Annotated in this window: 14 protein-coding genes; 8 read left to right on the plus strand and 6 right to left on the minus strand. The window is 73.4% G+C overall.

Annotation, left to right across the window (positions count from 1 at the left end):
• Positions 1-14 precede the first annotated feature (14 nt).
• The 3 genes from AB0F89_RS13430 to AB0F89_RS13440 all read left to right on the plus strand — a co-directional run bounded on the left by AB0F89_RS13430 (position 15) and on the right by AB0F89_RS13440 (position 2776).
• Positions 15-1202: an acetyl-CoA C-acetyltransferase gene (locus tag AB0F89_RS13430; protein WP_367135987.1), complete on the plus strand. Its 1188-nt coding sequence runs from the start codon at positions 15-17 to the stop codon at positions 1200-1202.
• A gap of 4 nt (positions 1203-1206) precedes the next feature.
• Complete coding sequence (gene meaB / locus AB0F89_RS13435) at positions 1207-2172, plus strand: methylmalonyl Co-A mutase-associated GTPase MeaB (RefSeq protein WP_367135989.1); 966 nt, start codon at positions 1207-1209, stop codon at positions 2170-2172.
• A gap of 100 nt (positions 2173-2272) precedes the next feature.
• Positions 2273-2776, plus strand: a complete 504-nt coding sequence (locus tag AB0F89_RS13440) for a hypothetical protein (protein ID WP_367135991.1) — start codon at positions 2273-2275, stop codon at positions 2774-2776.
• A 4-nt stretch (positions 2777-2780) separates the two neighbouring features.
• Here AB0F89_RS13440 and AB0F89_RS13445 read toward each other — a convergent pair whose 3' ends face one another.
• Complete coding sequence (locus tag AB0F89_RS13445) at positions 2781-3617, minus strand: arylamine N-acetyltransferase (RefSeq protein WP_367135993.1); 837 nt, start codon at positions 3615-3617, stop codon at positions 2781-2783.
• Between the two features lie 112 nt (positions 3618-3729).
• Here AB0F89_RS13445 and AB0F89_RS13450 point away from each other — a divergent pair, with 112 nt between their 5' ends.
• The 4 genes from AB0F89_RS13450 (at position 3730) to AB0F89_RS13465 (ending at position 7528) form a co-directional block, all read left to right on the plus strand.
• Positions 3730-4128 (plus strand): pyridoxamine 5'-phosphate oxidase family protein, encoded by a 399-nt coding sequence (locus tag AB0F89_RS13450; RefSeq protein ID WP_367135995.1) that lies wholly within the window; start codon positions 3730-3732, stop codon positions 4126-4128.
• 46 nt (positions 4129-4174) lie between these two features.
• On the plus strand, positions 4175-5740 hold the full coding sequence (locus AB0F89_RS13455; RefSeq protein ID WP_367135997.1) for a GAF domain-containing protein: 1566 nt from the start codon (positions 4175-4177) through the stop codon (positions 5738-5740).
• 8 nt (positions 5741-5748) lie between these two features.
• On the plus strand, positions 5749-6402 hold the full coding sequence (locus AB0F89_RS13460; RefSeq protein WP_367135999.1) for a response regulator: 654 nt from the start codon (positions 5749-5751) through the stop codon (positions 6400-6402).
• Positions 6403-6529: 127 nt separating this feature from the next.
• Positions 6530-7528, plus strand: coding sequence for a hypothetical protein (locus AB0F89_RS13465; protein WP_367136001.1), 999 nt, complete (start codon positions 6530-6532; stop codon positions 7526-7528).
• A 41-nt stretch (positions 7529-7569) separates the two neighbouring features.
• Here AB0F89_RS13465 and AB0F89_RS13470 read toward each other — a convergent pair whose 3' ends face one another.
• From AB0F89_RS13470 to AB0F89_RS13490, 5 genes are read right to left on the minus strand one after another with little or no spacing between them, the layout of a single operon-like run.
• Positions 7570-8535, minus strand: a complete 966-nt coding sequence (locus tag AB0F89_RS13470; RefSeq protein WP_367136003.1) for an ABC transporter substrate-binding protein — start codon at positions 8533-8535, stop codon at positions 7570-7572.
• A 14-nt stretch (positions 8536-8549) separates the two neighbouring features.
• Positions 8550-9554 (minus strand): ABC transporter permease, encoded by a 1005-nt coding sequence (locus AB0F89_RS13475; protein ID WP_367136005.1) that lies wholly within the window; start codon positions 9552-9554, stop codon positions 8550-8552.
• Entirely contained in the window at positions 9551-10312 is a 762-nt protein-coding gene (locus AB0F89_RS13480; RefSeq protein WP_367136007.1) for an ATP-binding cassette domain-containing protein, read from the minus strand. Before AB0F89_RS13480 ends, AB0F89_RS13475 begins: the two co-directional genes overlap by 4 nt.
• Positions 10313-10331: 19 nt before the next feature.
• Positions 10332-11327 carry a class I mannose-6-phosphate isomerase gene (locus AB0F89_RS13485; protein ID WP_367136009.1) on the minus strand — a complete coding sequence of 332 codons (996 nt, stop codon included), beginning with the start codon at positions 11325-11327 and terminating at the stop codon, positions 10332-10334.
• On the minus strand, positions 11324-12307 hold the full coding sequence (locus AB0F89_RS13490; RefSeq protein ID WP_367136011.1) for a LacI family DNA-binding transcriptional regulator: 984 nt from the start codon (positions 12305-12307) through the stop codon (positions 11324-11326). Before AB0F89_RS13490 ends, AB0F89_RS13485 begins: the two co-directional genes overlap by 4 nt.
• A 169-nt stretch (positions 12308-12476) precedes the next feature.
• Between AB0F89_RS13490 and AB0F89_RS13495 the strand changes: the two genes are divergently transcribed.
• The gene (locus AB0F89_RS13495) at positions 12477-14717 is read left to right on the plus strand and encodes a GH92 family glycosyl hydrolase (RefSeq protein WP_367136013.1); all 2241 of its coding nucleotides are present in this window, start codon (positions 12477-12479) and stop codon (positions 14715-14717) included.
• The last annotated feature ends 89 nt before the right edge of the window (positions 14718-14806 follow it).

Genomic DNA, 14806 nt, shown 5'->3' on the forward strand with positions numbered 1-14806 from the left:
CTGTGGAGGCCGCTGTGTCCGGTTCCGTCATCGTCGCCGGGGCCCGTACCCCGATGGGGCGACTGCTCGGGTCGTTGAAGGACTTCACCGGCGCCCAGCTCGGCGGCGTCGCGATCAAGGCGGCCCTGGAGCGGGCCGGTGTCGCGCCCGAGCAGGTGCAGTACGTGATCATGGGCCAGGTGCTGACCGCGGGCGCGGGCCAGATCCCGGCGCGCCAGGCCGCGGTGAACGCGGGCATCCCGATGACCGTGCCCGCGCTGACCGTCAACAAGGTGTGCCTGTCCGGCATCGACGCGATCGCGCTGGCCGACCAGCTCATCCGGGCGGGCGAGTTCGACGTCGTGGTGGCGGGCGGCCAGGAGTCGATGACGCAGGCGCCGCACCTGCTGCAGAAGTCGCGGGGCGGGTTCAAGTTCGGTGACGTGACGATGCTCGACCACATGTCCCACGACGGCCTGTTCTGCGCGTTCGACCAGGTGGCCATGGGCATGTCCACGGAGAAGTTCAACGCGCGCCACGGCCTGACCCGCGAGGAGCAGGACGCGTTCTCGGCCCGCTCGCACCAGCTGGCCGCCAAGGCCGCGGGCAACGGCGTCTTCGACGAGGAGATCGCGCCGGTCTCGATCCCGCAGCGCAAGGGCGACCCGGTCGTCGTCGCGACCGACGAGGGCGTGCGCGGCGACACCACCGCGGAGACCCTGGCCAAGCTGCGCCCGGCGTTCGCGCCCGACGGCACGATCACGGCGGGCTCGGCGTCGCAGATCTCGGACGGCGCGGCGGCCGTGGTCGTGATGAGCAAGGCCAAGGCCGAGGAGCTGGGCCTGACCTGGCTGGCCGAGATCGGCGCGCACGGCGTGGTGGCCGGTCCGGACGCGAGCCTGCACCAGCAGCCGTCGAACGCGATCAAGGCCGCGTGCGCCAAGGAGGGCATCGACCCGGCCGACCTGGACCTGGTCGAGATCAACGAGGCGTTCGCCGCGGTCGGCATCGTCGCCACCCGCGAGCTCGGCATCGCCGAGGACAAGGTCAACGTCAACGGCGGCGCGATCGCGCTGGGCCACCCGATCGGCATGTCGGGCGCCCGGATCGCGCTGCACCTCGCGCTGGAGCTGAAGCGCCGCGGCGGTGGCATCGGCGCGGCGGCCCTCTGCGGCGGCGGCGGTCAGGGCGACGCGCTGATCGTGCGCGTGCCGAAGGTCTAGAGGTGTGGCCCGCACCGTTGACGTAGCAGAGCTGGTCGACCGCGCGCGTGCGGGACAACCGCGCGCGGTCGCCAGGCTGATCTCGCTGGTCGAGGACGACAGCCCGCAGCTGCGCGAGGTGGCGGGCGCGCTGGCCCCGTTCTGCGGGAACGCCCGGGTCGTCGGCCTGACGGGCGCCCCGGGCGTCGGCAAGTCCACGTCCACGTCCGCGCTGGTCGCGGCCTACCGCGCCCGCGGCGAGCGGGTCGGCGTGCTGGCCGTGGACCCGTCGTCGCCGTTCTCCGGCGGCGCCCTGCTCGGCGACCGGGTGCGGATGGGCGAGCACGCCACCGACCCCGGCGTGTTCATCCGGTCCATGGCGACCCGCGGCCACCTGGGCGGGCTGTCCTGGGCCACGCCGCAGGCGTTGCGGGTGCTGGACGCGGCGGGCTGCGACGTGGTGCTGGTCGAGACGGTCGGCGTCGGCCAGTCCGAGGTCGAGGTGGTGTCGCTGGCCGACACCACGGTGGTGCTGCTCGCGCCCGGCATGGGCGACGGCATCCAGGCCGCCAAGGCGGGCGTCCTGGAGATCGCCGACGTGTTCGTGGTGAACAAGGCCGACCGCGACGGCGCCGACCGGACCGCCCGCGACCTCAAGCACCTGGTCTCGATGGGCCGCCGGGAGCGCGAGGGCGGTCGGTGGCGACCGCCGGTGGTCAAGACGGTCGCGGCCCGCGCCGAGGGCCTGGACGAGGTGGTGGCCGCGGTCGACGCGCACCACGCCTGGCTGGTCGAGCGCGGTGAGCTGGGACGACGCCGCGCGGCCAGGGCGGCGGGCGAGGTCGAGGCCATCGCGCTGGCGCGGCTGCGGTCCCGGATCGGCGGGTTGCGCGGCGCGGCGGCGCTGGGAACCCTGGCCGAACGCGTCGTGGCGGGCGAGCTGGACCCCTACGCTGCGGCTGATCGACTGGTCGAGGGGGTGGGTGCATGACGCCGGTAGTGGTCGACATCGGCACGAGGGACACCCGTCGGGTGCTCATCGGCGGCGCGGCGTCCGGGGTGTTGGACGAGGGCTTCGAGGTGGGGCTGTCATGAGAGAGGTCGAGATCCCCTTCGGCAGCCCGGTCGAGCGGCGGGCGGCGCTCGCGGTCCAGCTCGGCCTGGCCGTCGTCGGCGTCGTGCTGATGTTCATGTCCTACGCCGACGGCCACCTGGCGGCGATGTTCGTCGGCCCGCTGGTGGTGATCGGCGGCCTGATCGGCGGCGGTGTCTGGCGGCGCAAGGCGCGGCCGCGCCGGCTGCTGGTCGAGCCGCAGGGCCTGCGCTGGGAGGAGAAGGGCGCCTCGTGGGCGGTGCCCTGGTACGAGCTGAACGCGATCGCGCTGGCCCGCGGCGGGCCCAAGTCGTCGCTGTGGGTGTACCTGGAGCCGCGCGACCCGCGGGCGTTCGCCGTCACGTACCTGAGCGTGCCGAGGAACGCGCACGGCCACTGGGTCGAGCTGTCCGACGGGATCGGCGCCGACCTGCTCGACCTGGCGCTGACCCGGCACGCGCCGCAGCTCTACCGGGGCTACGTGCCGCACTTCGCCGGGTAGCCGGTCAGGTCGCCGTCTGCCGGGCCTCGTGCTGCGACACGACCTTGCGCCACAGCGGTTCGCGGTCCTCGTCGGCGACGACCAGCCCGAAGACGTCGGCCAGCGCGGCGAACCAGTCGCCCCGGTCGTCCACCAGCGTCTTCGCGGTGGTCTCCCCGATCCGGGACAGGGTCAGCGCGCGCAGCACGTCCCAGCCCTCCGCGTCGGTCCGCTCCGCGCAGAACGCGCGCACGAACCCCGACTCGGGCGACGTGGACAGGTGCGCGTGCCGGTCGGCGAAGTGGTCGAGGCCGACCGCGGCCGGCGCGAAGTCCATGGCGAAGAAGCTGCCGCGCGGGTCGTGCTCCAGCCGCCAGCCGCCCGGCGCCACCACCGACGGCCGCAGGCCGAACGCGAACGGGCCCTGCCGGTGCGTGCCCTCGCGCAACGGCAGCGGCGCGTGCAGGCCATCGCCCAGTCCGACGTCCACCAACCAGACGTCGTCCGAGTCCGGCAGGTCGCGCACGGTGAGCGCCAGGTGGTTGCGGTTGAGGGCGGGCTCGTCCTCGCGCTTCATCTGCGCGCCGCCGGCGTGCCGGGTCACGTGGTAGCCGAGCGCGTGCAGCAGCTCCGCGAACGCGCCGTTCAGGTGGAAGCAGTACCCGCCGCGACCGGCCAGCACGCGGGCCACCGAGTCGCGCGGGTCGATCGAGGTGGGCCTGCCGAGCTGGATCTCCACCGTCTCGTACGGCACCCGCTCCGCGAACGCCCGGTGCAGCCTGGTCAGCGCCGCCGCGCTCGGCGGTTCGGCGTCGGGCAGGCCGAGCCGGCGCAGGAACGCGGTGACATCGGGCGCAATCATGCGGAAATCCCCCATCCGGGCGGCTCGGAGAAGCCGGGACTTCCGACCCTAGGCAAGGACGATCACGGAGCCGAACGTTTATCGCAGTGACTTGGAGGACATAAGGGGCACGATGTACGACTCCGTTGGGCTTCAGGTCCTCTCCCGCGACGAGTGCCTGAAGCTGCTGGGCGCGACCGCCGTCGGCAGGCTGGTCTACACCGACAAGGCGTTGCCGGTGGTGCACCCCGTCGTGTTCGCGCTCGACGGCGAGTGCGTGGTGCTGCGCGTCCCGGACGGCAGCGCGGCCCTCGTCGCCCGGGACACCATCGTGGCGTTCCAGATCGACGACGTCGCGCCGGACCTGTCCCGCGGCTGGTCGGTGATGGCGGTCGGGCACGTCACCGAGGTCGAGGAGGCGGACCACCTGGCCCGGCTCGAACGGCTGCCGCTCGCCTCCCGCGGCTACGGCGACCGGGACCGCTACCTGCTGGTCGACCTGGAGGTCCTGTCGGGTCGTCGCATCCCCTAGTCGGAGGCGATAACCTCGGGGACCCCAACCCGGAGGGTGGACTCGGGTGCCAGGAACCCCGGACGCGAACGCGGCGGTGCGGCTGGACGGCCTGCTGCGGCAGCTGACCGACCGGACCGCCGAGGTGGTCGTCTCGCAGGAGCGGCTGCACCGGCTGCTGGCCGCGGTCGTGTCGCTGGCCAGCGACCTGTCGCTGCCGGACGTGCTGCGCCGCATCGTGGAGTCCTCGTGCAGCCTGGTCGGCGCCCGGTACGGCGCGCTGGCGGTGGTCGGGCCGAACCGGCAGCTGCTGGAGTTCACCTACGGCGAGGGCCACCAGCCCGCCGCCGAGCGGGGCGCGGCGACCGCGTTCGACCCGTCCGAGCCCGGTTTCCTCGGCGTGCCGGTGCACGTGCGCGGCGAGGTGTTCGGCAACCTCTACCTGACCGACAAGGAGGGCGGCGCCGACTTCACCCGCGCCGACCAGGAGGTCGTGGTGGCGGTGGCCGCGGCGGCGGGCATCGCGATCGAGAACGCCCGGCTCTACGAGCAGTCCCGGCAGCGCGAGGTGTGGCTGCGCGCGTCCAACGAGGTGACGAACGCGCTGCTCACCGGCGCGCCGGACCGGGACGCGCTGCGCCTGGTCGCGGTCCGCGCCCGGCTGGCGGCCGACGGCGCGCACGCGCTGCTGGCGCTGCCGGACGTGCAGGGCGAGCTGGTGGTGCGGGTGGTGGACGGCGGGCTGCGCGGGGTCGACGTGTCCGGCGAGGTCGACGAGGTGTTCGACACCGGCCGGGCCAAGGTGCTCGACGGCCTGCCCGGCCTCGACGACCCGACCGGCCCGGTGGTGTTCGCGCCGCTGGCGGCGGGCGAGCGGGTGCTCGGCGTGCTGATGGTGGCCCGCGCCCGGGACCGGCGGGCGTTCGACGCCTCGGACGTGGCGCTGGTGGAGTCGTTCGCCCGGCAGGCCGCGCTGATCCTGGAGTTCACCCGGGTCACCGGCGCGAACCGGCGGCTGGCCGTGCTGGAGGACCGCGACCGGATCGCCCGCGACCTGCACGACCTGGTGGTGCAGCGGCTGTTCGGCCTCGGTCTCGGGTTGCAGAGCATGAACGGGCTGGTGGAGCAGCCGGTGGTGGCGCAGCGGCTGGCCGACTTCGTCAAGGAGGTCGACCAGACCATCCGGGAGATCCGGCGGACCATCTTCTCGCTCCAGGAGCCGCCCGCGGGCGCGGCCGACCTGCGCGCCCAGCTGATGAAGGTGGTGCAGGAGTCGACCAGGCTGCTCGGCTTCGAGCCCGCGCTGGCGATGGACGGCCCGCTCGACTCCGTGGTGCCCGACCACCTGCGGCCGGACCTGCTGGCCACGCTGCGCGAGGCGCTGGCCAACGCCGCCCGCCACGCGTCGGCGAAGCGGGTGGACGTCGAGGTCGAGGTGGACCGCTCGGCGACGAGCCTGCGGCTGGTCGTGCGCGACGACGGCGACGGCCTGCCGCCCGGTCGCGGCAGGCACAGCGGCGGGATGGTGAACATGGCGGCACGGGCCGCGCGGTGGGACGGTTCGTGCGAGGTCGAGTCGACCGGGGGGCGTGGCGTCACGGTGACGTGGTCCGTGCCGCTCGGGTCGGGATAGGGAGTGACATGTCGATCTCGGTTCTCCTCGTGGACGACCACGAGATCGTGCGGAGGGGGTTGCAGCAGCTGCTGGCGGTCGAGTCGGACATCGAGGTGGTCGGCGAGGCGGAGAACGCCGCCGAGGCCGTGACCGCCGCCGCGTTCCACCGGCCCGACGTCGCGGTGATCGACGTGCGGCTGCCCGACGGCGACGGCGTCACGGTGTGCCGGGAGATCCGGTCGACGGTCCAGCCGCCGCCCGCGTGCCTGATGCTGACGTCGTACTCGGACGACGAGGCGCTGTTCGGCGCGATCATGGCCGGCGCGGCCGGGTACATGCTCAAGCAGGTCTCCGGCAACGACCTGGTGTCCGCGATCCGCACGCTGGCCGCGGGCGGTTCGCTGCTGCACTCCGGCGTGACGGCGACCGTGCTGCAACGGCTGCGCGGCGGTCCGGTCGAGGACCCGCGCTACGCGTCGTTGAGCCCGCAGGAGCGGCGCATCCTGGACCTGATCGCCGAGGGCCTGACCAACCGGCAGATCGCGGGCAGGCTGTTCCTGGCGGAGAAGACGGTCAAGAACTACGTCTCGACGCTGCTGCACAAGCTCGGTTTCGACCGCCGGACCGAGGCGGGCGTCTACGCCGCGCGCCGGCGGCAGGCAGGTGGCGGGGGGCGCTGACCGGCGGGAGCCGGCGGCGGCGCGGTCGGGCGCGCACGTACCCTGGAGGACGACCGCGGACCGGCGCGGCCCGGTTCCGCGCAAGACTCGAAGCCACTCGGGCTCGGAGGGAAGTAAGGTCGCTGGAGTGGGGATTTTCCGGAGGAAGCGGCCTGCCGCGGTCGCCCGCGAGGTGGTGCGGGACCACACCTACGACGACGCGATCCTCGACATCGCGGCGGAGGAGATGGACGCGGGCCACCTGAGGGCGGCGACGACCGTGCTCGCGGAGTGCCGCGACCAGCCCGAGGTGCGGGCGCTGCGGGCGGAGGTGCTGGGCGAGCACGCCATCGGGCACGCCGACGAGCTGCTGGAGCTGGCGAAGAACAACACCGACCCGGACCTGTGGCTGCTGGCCGGCACGGCGTTCATCCGGGAGGCGTGGGCGATCCGCGGCTCCGGGCGGGCCGACAGCGTCGGCAAGGACCGGTTCAAGGTCTTCTTCGGCACCCTCCGCAAGGCCGTCGGCCCGCTGCACGAGGCCGCCAAGCTCCTGCCGCGCGACGCCGTGCCGTGGGCGCAGCTGCAGACCGCGGGGCTGGGGCTGCAGGTGGACCGCGACCAGAAGGACGAGGTGTGGCGGGAGATCGTGGCGCGGTGCGCGACGCTGTACCCGGCGCACTGGACCCGGTTGCAGATCCTGGCGGCCAAGTGGGGCGGTTCGGCCGAGGAGATGATGGCGTTCGCGCAGGGCAGCGTGGACGCCGCGCCGCCGGGCGACCCGGTGGTGGCGATGCTGCCGCTGGCGCACTTCGAGATCTTCCTGGAGCAGTTCGAGGACGCCGTGCAGTCGCGGTCGGCGTTGAAGATCGCCACGCTGAAGATGCGCTACTTCACCCGGCACCGGGAGGAGATCGCGACCGCGGCGGACAAGTGGGACTCGACCCCGACCAAGCCGCACCCGCGGGCGCTGCAGGCGCACAACCTGTTCGCGGCGGCGTTCGCGCTGGCCGACGACGCGCCGCGGGCGAAGCGCCACCTGCTCGGCATGCGCGACCACGTGCACGAGGTGCCCTGGGCCTACGTCGCCTACCTGGCCGACGACCTGGAGAAGGAGTACTCGGAGCTGGCGAACAAGTACCTGTGACGGCGGTGGCCGGGTCGCGCGCCCGGCCACCCGTCACCGCGTCAGCACTTCTGCTTGTAGAAGTACTCCGAGTCGGCCTCCATGCCGGCCTTGGTCAGGGCGACCAGGTCGGTCTTGACGTCCCGCCGCACAGGTTCGCCCTCCAGCGCCGCCACGGCCTGCTCGACGCCGGTGCGGCCGATGGTCGCCGGGTCCTGCGCGATCAGCGCCTGCACCGCGCCGACCCGCAGGTCCTCCACCTGCTTGGGCGAGGCGTCGAACCCGACGAGGTTCACCACGCCGGTCCGGCCCGCGTTGCGCAACCCGGTCGCCGCGCCCTCGCCGGTGTTCAGGTTCGTGGCGAACACGCCGATCAGGTCCGGGTTGGCGGCCAGCGTGGCGGTCACCTTCGACGCCGCCTGGTCCGGCTCGTTGTCGGTGTACTGCTGCCCGATGTACTCCAGGTTCGGGTGCTCTCGGACCTCCTCCTCGAAACCGGCGGCCCGCGCGTCCGTGGTCGACGTGCCCGCCTTGGTGTTCAGCACCAGCACCGACCCGGACCTGCCGCCGACCAGCTCGGCCAGGGTCCGCGCGGCCAGCCGCCCGCCCTGCTCGTTGTCCGACGAGACGGTGGACTCCGCGATCGAGGTGTCCTCCAGCCTGGTGTCGACCTCGACGACCTTGATCCCGGCGTCCTTGAGCTGCCGCAGCGGGCCGGCCATGGCCTTGTCGTCGGTGGGCGCGATGAGCACCGCGCCCGGTTTGTCGGCCAGCACGCCGGTGACGATCGGGGTCTGCATCGTGGCGTCGAACTTCGCCGGCGCCTGCACGTCGACCTGGTAGCCCGCGGCCGCGGCGGCCTCGCGGACACCGCACTCCACGGAGGTGTAGAACGGCTCGGCGGTGACGCCGGGGATCAGCACGAGCTTCTTCGCGTCGACCGCGCCACCGGTGTCGCCGATCTGCCCGCCGCCGCACGCGGTGAGCAGCAGAGCCGCTGAGACAAGAGCAACCGTCCTCGTTGACACGTTCTCCCTCTCCTCTAGCGCTTGTCGCGAGCCCTTCTCCGCGACTGGTCGAACCACACGGCCGCCACCAGGACCAGCGCCACCGCGATCGGCTGCCAGTACACGTTCACGCCGACGATCACGAACCCCTTGCGCAGCACGGCCGGGATGAACACCCCGAGCACCGTGCCGACGACCGACCCCGCGCCGCCGAACAGGCTGGTGCCGCCGAGCACCACGGCGGCGACGGCGTTGAGGTTGTCGGTGTCGTGCCCGGTGATCGACGCGACCCGGAAGTAGGCCAGCGCCATGAACCCGGCCAACCCCGCCAGCACGCCCGCGAGCAGGTACACCTTGACCAGGTGCCCGGTCACCGGGATGCCCGCCCGCCGGGCGGCCTCCTCGTTGGAGCCGATGGCGTACGTGTGCCGCCCGAACACCGTCGTGCCCAGCACCAGCGCGCCGACCGCGGTCACGGCGGCGGCCGACAGCACCAGGTTCGGCACGCCGAACCACGTCCCGGTGCCCAGCGCGTCGCCCAGCACGTCCGGCACGCCGGCCACGTTCGACCCGTCGGACAGCAGCTGCCCGGCCCCGAGCGCCGCGCCGAACGACCCGAGCGTCACGATCAGCGGCGGCAGGCCGGCGCGGGCGACGAGCACGCCGTTCAGCAGGCCCCACGCCGCACCGGACAGCAGGGCCACCAGCAGGCCGACGAGCACCACGCCCCACCCGGCGCCGGTCGCGTCGCCGCCGTGCAGCGCGTTCATCGCCATGGCCGACGTGACGCCGGAGAACACCAGCACCGAGCCGACGGACAGGTCGATCCCGGCGGTGACGATCACGTACGTCATGCCGACCGACAGCACCAGCAGCACCGACGTCTCGACCAGCGTCGTCTGCAGCGTGAACACCGTCAGCACGGCGTCCGGCCGCAGCGCGCCGAACACCGCGACCAGCACCAGCAGCACCACCGCGATCCACAGCGTGTTCGCGCCGAACAACCGCCGCACGGCCGTCCGGGACCCGGCCGCGGTCACGACCCCTCCCGCGCCGACGCGCCGGTCATCGCGCCGACCAGCTCGTCGACCGTGGTGGACGCCGCGTCGAACCCGGCCACCCGCCGACCGAGCCGCAGCACCTCGACCCGGTCCGCCACGGCCAGCACCTCGGGCATGTTGTGGCTGATCAGCACCACCGCCATGCCCTGGTCCCGGACCCGCCGGACCACGTCGAGCACCCGCTCGCGCTGCACCACGCCCAGCGCCGCGGTCGGCTCGTCCAGGAACACCAGCCGGCTCGCCCACACCACCGACCGGGCCACCGCGACGCTCTGCCGCTGACCGCCGGACAGCGCGCCGATCGGCACGTCCACGTCCGGCAGCGACACCCCGAGGTCGCGGAACGACGCCACCGCCCGCCGCCGCATCTCCCGCTTGTCCAGCACGCCGAGCCGGCCGAGCAGGCCACGCCGGCGCAACTCCCGGCCGAGGAACAGGTTCGCGGCCGGGTCGAGGTCGGGCGCGACCGCCAGGTCCTGGTACACGGTCTCGATGCCCAGCGACCGCGCGGCCACCGGCGAGTCCAGCTCGACCGGCGACCCGTCGAACAGGATCGTGCCCGAGTCCGGCCGCGCCACCCCGGACAGGCACTTCACCAGCGTGGACTTGCCCGCGCCGTTGTCACCGACGAGCGCGACCACCTCGCCCGCGTGCGCGGTGAAGGAGGCGCCTCGCAACGCCTCCACGTTCCCGTAGTGCTTGACCAACTCCCGTGCGTCCAGCAGGGGTAACGCCATGCGCATCAGCTCCCGGGCTCTACACCACTGGCGGCCTGCACCGGATGGCGACGACGTCGCCGGTCACCACGACCTCACCCGCCGCGTGCGGCACGACCACCGTGCTGCCCCGGTGCACCGCGACGGGACCCAGCGTGCCGGCGCCCTCCAGCACCACGTAGACGCCGAACGAGGGCTCCAGCGCCGCCGTGCCCGACACGTGCAGCCGGTCGGCGCGGAAGAACGGGTCGGCCTGGGCGTCGAACAGGTCCACCGACTCGCCGGTGAGCGCCTGCGTCCGGCGCACCAGGTCGTCGGGCGACTGGGCGCGGCGCTCCAGGCAGTCCAGCGCCTTGTCGTAGCCCAGCCCCAGGTGCCCGGCCTCGGCGTCGGCCAGGAACCCCTGCCACTCCAGCGTGACCGAGAAGTCCGTCGGCTGCTGCAGCTCCACGATGAACACGCCCTCGCCGATCGCGTGCGGCACGCCCGCGGGCACGAACACCGTGTCGCCGGGGGAGACCCGGACCGGGTTCAACGCCCGGAGCATCGCGGCCGAGTCCTGGGTGGACACCCACTCGGCGGCCACGGCGGCGGGCACGTCCTCGCGGAAGCCGATGTGCACCGTCGGGTCCGGGCCGGACGTGCCGATGACGATCCACGCCTCGGTCTTGCCGTGCCGGCAGCCGAGGTGGGTGGCCGCGAACGCGTCGGACGGGTGGCAGTGCACCGGCAGCCGCTGCCCGGCGTCGAGCAGCTTGACCAGCAGCGCGGTGTCCGCGCCGAACTCCGCCGCGTGCCGCTCGCCGAGCCAGGTCACCGGGTCCGCCGCCACCGCGTCGCGCAGCAGGCGGCCGTCCGGCAAGCGGGACAGCCCGGCCTCGTCCTTGCCGAACTGCGCGGTGGTCGACCCGACCCAGTCCTCCGGCCCGCCGTCGGCGTCGTCCCGCCTCCGGAACGCCGCGATGGCCGCACCGCCCAGGTAGAACTGCCGGGGCTGGTTGGCCTCCAGCGCGACGGGCTGGGTGTCGGAACTCATGCGCGTACCTCTCCTGATCCACGGGCCACCAAGCGAACCGGCAGGACGACGCGGCGCGGTGGTGAGCCGTCGCCGTCCAGCCGGGCGAAGAGCAGGTCGGCCGCCGCCTTGCCGAGCGCGCTCGCGTCGTGCGCGATCACGCTCACCGGTGGCGACAGCAGGTCGGCCAGCTCGAAGTCGTCGAAGCCCACCAGGGCGGGCCGGACCGCGCTGCCCGCCAGCGCGCGCACCGCGTGCACGGTGATCCGGTTGTTGCCGGTCACCACGGCGGTCGCCGGGTCGGCGGCCCCGGCCAGGCCCCGCAACGCCTCGCGCACCGACTCCTCGTCGTGCGGCCCCATGACCACCAGCGACTCGTGGTAGCCGATGCCGGCCCGCACGCACCCCTCGCGGTAGCCGCGCAGGCGCTCGTTGGCGGTGAAGATGTCCGGGGCGTCGCCGATGAACGCGATCCGCCGGTGCCCGAACGACGCCAGGTGCGCGACCGCCTCGGCGGTGCCGCCGATGTTGTCCACCAGCACGGTGTCGGCCACCACGTCGCCCGCGGGCCGGTCCAGGAACACCACGGGCGTGCCCGCCCGCATCTCCGGCACCAGGTACCCGTGCTGCAACCCGGCGGGCACGATCAGCAGCCCGTCCACCCGCCGCGAGCAGAACTCCAGCGACAGCTCCCGCTCCCGCGCCGGGTCCTCGTCCGACGAGCCGGTGATGACCTGCCTGCCGCGCAGCCGCGCTATCTCCTCGACCGCGCGCGTCACCCCCGAGTAGAACGGGTTGCCGACGTCCTCCAGCACCAGGCCGACCGTGCCGGTCGACGAGCCGCGCCGCAGGTTGCGCGCGCTGAGGTTGCGCCGGAAGCCGAGCTGGTCGATCGCCGCGAGCACCCGCTCGGCGGTGGCCGGGTGCACGCCTGCCTCGTCGTTCACCACGCGCGAGACGGTCTTGATGCTGACGCCCGCCAGCCGCGCCACGTCGTTCATCGTGGCACGCCGCACCTTGCGGGCGCCTGCCGCGCCGTTCGGGGACAACGTTGTCATAGTGCGCGAATCACACACCCGGAGGTCACGTCTGTCAACGTCCGGCCCTGTCCCGAACCGGACAGCGGTCGGCATCGGGGTCGACGCCCCGCGATCGCGGTAGCGTGAAGTGATGAGCAGCCCTGACCCGGTCGAGTCGGTGGACACGTTCATCGGCACCCAGGACGAGGGGAACACGTTCCCCGGCGCGTCGATGCCGTTCGGCAAGGCGCACTCCAGCCCGATCGGCTCGCACTACGCGGGCTACCGGTACGACGACCCGGTCATCCGCGGGTTCGGCCACTTCTTCCTGTCCGGGGCGGGGTGCTGGGAGCAGGGCGGGCTGGTGTCGATCCTGCCGACCACCGGCCTGCCGGGCAGCTTCGACCACCGCCGCTACGGCGCCGCGTACACCCACGAGGGCGAGGTCGGCCGACCCGGCTACTACCGCGTCCGGCTGGGGTCCGGCATCGAGGTGGAGACGACGGCGACCACCCGGACCGGCGTCGAGCGGTTCTCGTTCCCGGCGGGGGTGACGCCGCACGTGCTGGTGAACGTGGGGCAGGCCAACGACAAGGAACCGGTGTCCGCCAGCAGCGTGCGGGTGGTGGACGACCGGACGCTCGCCGGGACCGTGGTCGCGCAGGCGTTCTGCGGCGGCAAGCCGTACACGACGCACTTCACCACGACGTTCGACCGGCCGTTCAGGACGACCGGGAACTGGGGCGGCGAGGCGGGCCGCGCGGGGCTGCGCGGCCAGTGGGTGACGTTCGACAGCGGCCCGGTGACGGTGGCGACCGCGCTCTCGCAGGTCGACGCCGAGGGCGCGGCGAAGAACCTCGGCGAGGCCAGGGGCAGGTCGTTCGACGAGCTGCGCGCGGCGGCGCAGGAGGCGTGGCGGCGGGAGCTGTCGAGCGTCGAGGTCACCGCCGGCGGGACCGACCGCACGGTCTTCTACACCGCGCTCTACCACGTGCTGCTGCAGCCGCTGACCGGCAACGACGTGGACGGCCGGTACCGCGGGTTCGACGGTCGCGTGCACACCGCCGACGACTGGACGTACTACGAGTACTTCTCGCTCTGGGACACCTACCGGGCGCAGAACCAGCTGCTGGCGCTGCTGCGACCGGGGCGGGCCCGGGACGTCGCGCGGTCCGTGCTGGCGGTGCACGAGCAGGGCGGCTGGCTGCCCCGCTGGGCGTACGCCAACCAGGAGACCAACACCATGACCGGCGACCCGGTCACCCCGTTCCTGGTCGACCTGTGGCGGTTCGGCGCGCTGGAGGGCTTGGAGGAGCAGGCGTACCAGGCGCTGTGGCAGAACGCGACCGGCGTGCCGCCGGCGTCGTCGCCGTTCGAGGGGCGGGCGGGCAACCCGCTGTACCTGGCGAACGGGTTCGTGCAGCACGACCCGCACTTCCCCAAGAAGGGGCAGGACGTCGACCCGCACCACGGCGCGTCGGCGACCCTGGAGTACGCGCTGGCCGACGCCTCGCTGTCGATCATGGCCCGGGCGCTGGGGCACGGCGACGACGCGGAGGCGTTGCGCGGGCGCGCGCTGAACTACCGGGTGCTGTGGGACCGCGCGGTGTCCGACCGCGGGTTCACCGGCTTCCCCCGGCCGAAGCTCGGCGACGGCCGGTGGCTGGACCCGTACGGCCCGCAGGGCCAGGACGGCTTCCACGAGGGCACGGCGTGGCAGTACCAGTGGCTGGCGCAGCAGGACGTCGCCGGCCTGGTGGGGCTGCTCGGCGGCCCGGACGCGGCGCGGGCCAGGCTGGACGACTTCTTCGCCTACCCGGACCTGGTCGCGGACCCGGCCGGCGCGGTCCGCGAGCACTGGGTCGTCGGGCCCTACGACTACTACGACCAGTTCCGGTACAACCCGAACAACGAGCCCGACCTGCACGTGCCGTGGATGTACGCGCTCATGGGCCAACCGTGGAAGACGTCGGCGGTGGTGCGGGCGGCGCAGACGTTGTTCGTGGCCGGGCCGAGCGGTGTGACGGGCAACGACGACCTGGGGCAGATGTCGGCCTGGTACGTGTTCAGCGCGCTCGGCCTGTACCCGGTGACGCCGGGCACCGGGCAGTTCGTGCTGAACGCGCCGAGGTTCGAGCGGGCGGTGGTCCACCTGGAGGACGGCCGTGACGTCACGATCACCGCCGCCGGCGCGGACCCCGCGGTGCTCCAGTACGTGCGGTCCCTGGACGTGGACGGCGTGTCATCGGATCGGGCCTTTGTGGACCTCGAACTGCTGAGGTCGGGCGCCCGCCTCGACCACACCCTCACCGTCGACCCGGACGAGGCGACGTGGGCCACCGGTCCGTCGTCCGCGCCGCCCTCCGTCTGCACCGGTGAGCACGTGTCGTAGTCGGGGGCACGCGCAGCGCGACGCCCGATGGGCCGAAAGTCTCGATCGGCCACTACTTCCGTCGTCGGCGGAGGTGAAGTGGCACCGCT

The organism is Saccharothrix sp. HUAS TT1 (assembly GCF_040744945.1).
In the GTDB taxonomy this organism is placed as follows: Bacteria; Actinomycetota; Actinomycetes; order Mycobacteriales; family Pseudonocardiaceae; genus Actinosynnema.

Coding starts and splice junctions, on each gene's coding strand:
- AB0F89_RS13440 (WP_367135991.1), top strand. CDS start 2,273: ATGAGAGAGGTCGAGATCCCCTTCGGCAGCCCGGTCGAGCGGCGGGCG.
- AB0F89_RS13445 (WP_367135993.1), bottom strand. CDS start 3,617: ATGATTGCGCCCGATGTCACCGCGTTCCTGCGCCGGCTCGGCCTGCCC.
- AB0F89_RS13450 (WP_367135995.1), top strand. CDS start 3,730: ATGTACGACTCCGTTGGGCTTCAGGTCCTCTCCCGCGACGAGTGCCTG.
- AB0F89_RS13460 (WP_367135999.1), top strand. CDS start 5,749: ATGTCGATCTCGGTTCTCCTCGTGGACGACCACGAGATCGTGCGGAGG.
- AB0F89_RS13480 (WP_367136007.1), bottom strand. CDS start 10,312: ATGGCGTTACCCCTGCTGGACGCACGGGAGTTGGTCAAGCACTACGGG.
- AB0F89_RS13485 (WP_367136009.1), bottom strand. CDS start 11,327: ATGAGTTCCGACACCCAGCCCGTCGCGCTGGAGGCCAACCAGCCCCGG.
- AB0F89_RS13490 (WP_367136011.1), bottom strand. CDS start 12,307: ATGAACGACGTGGCGCGGCTGGCGGGCGTCAGCATCAAGACCGTCTCG.
- AB0F89_RS13495 (WP_367136013.1), top strand. CDS start 12,477: ATGAGCAGCCCTGACCCGGTCGAGTCGGTGGACACGTTCATCGGCACC.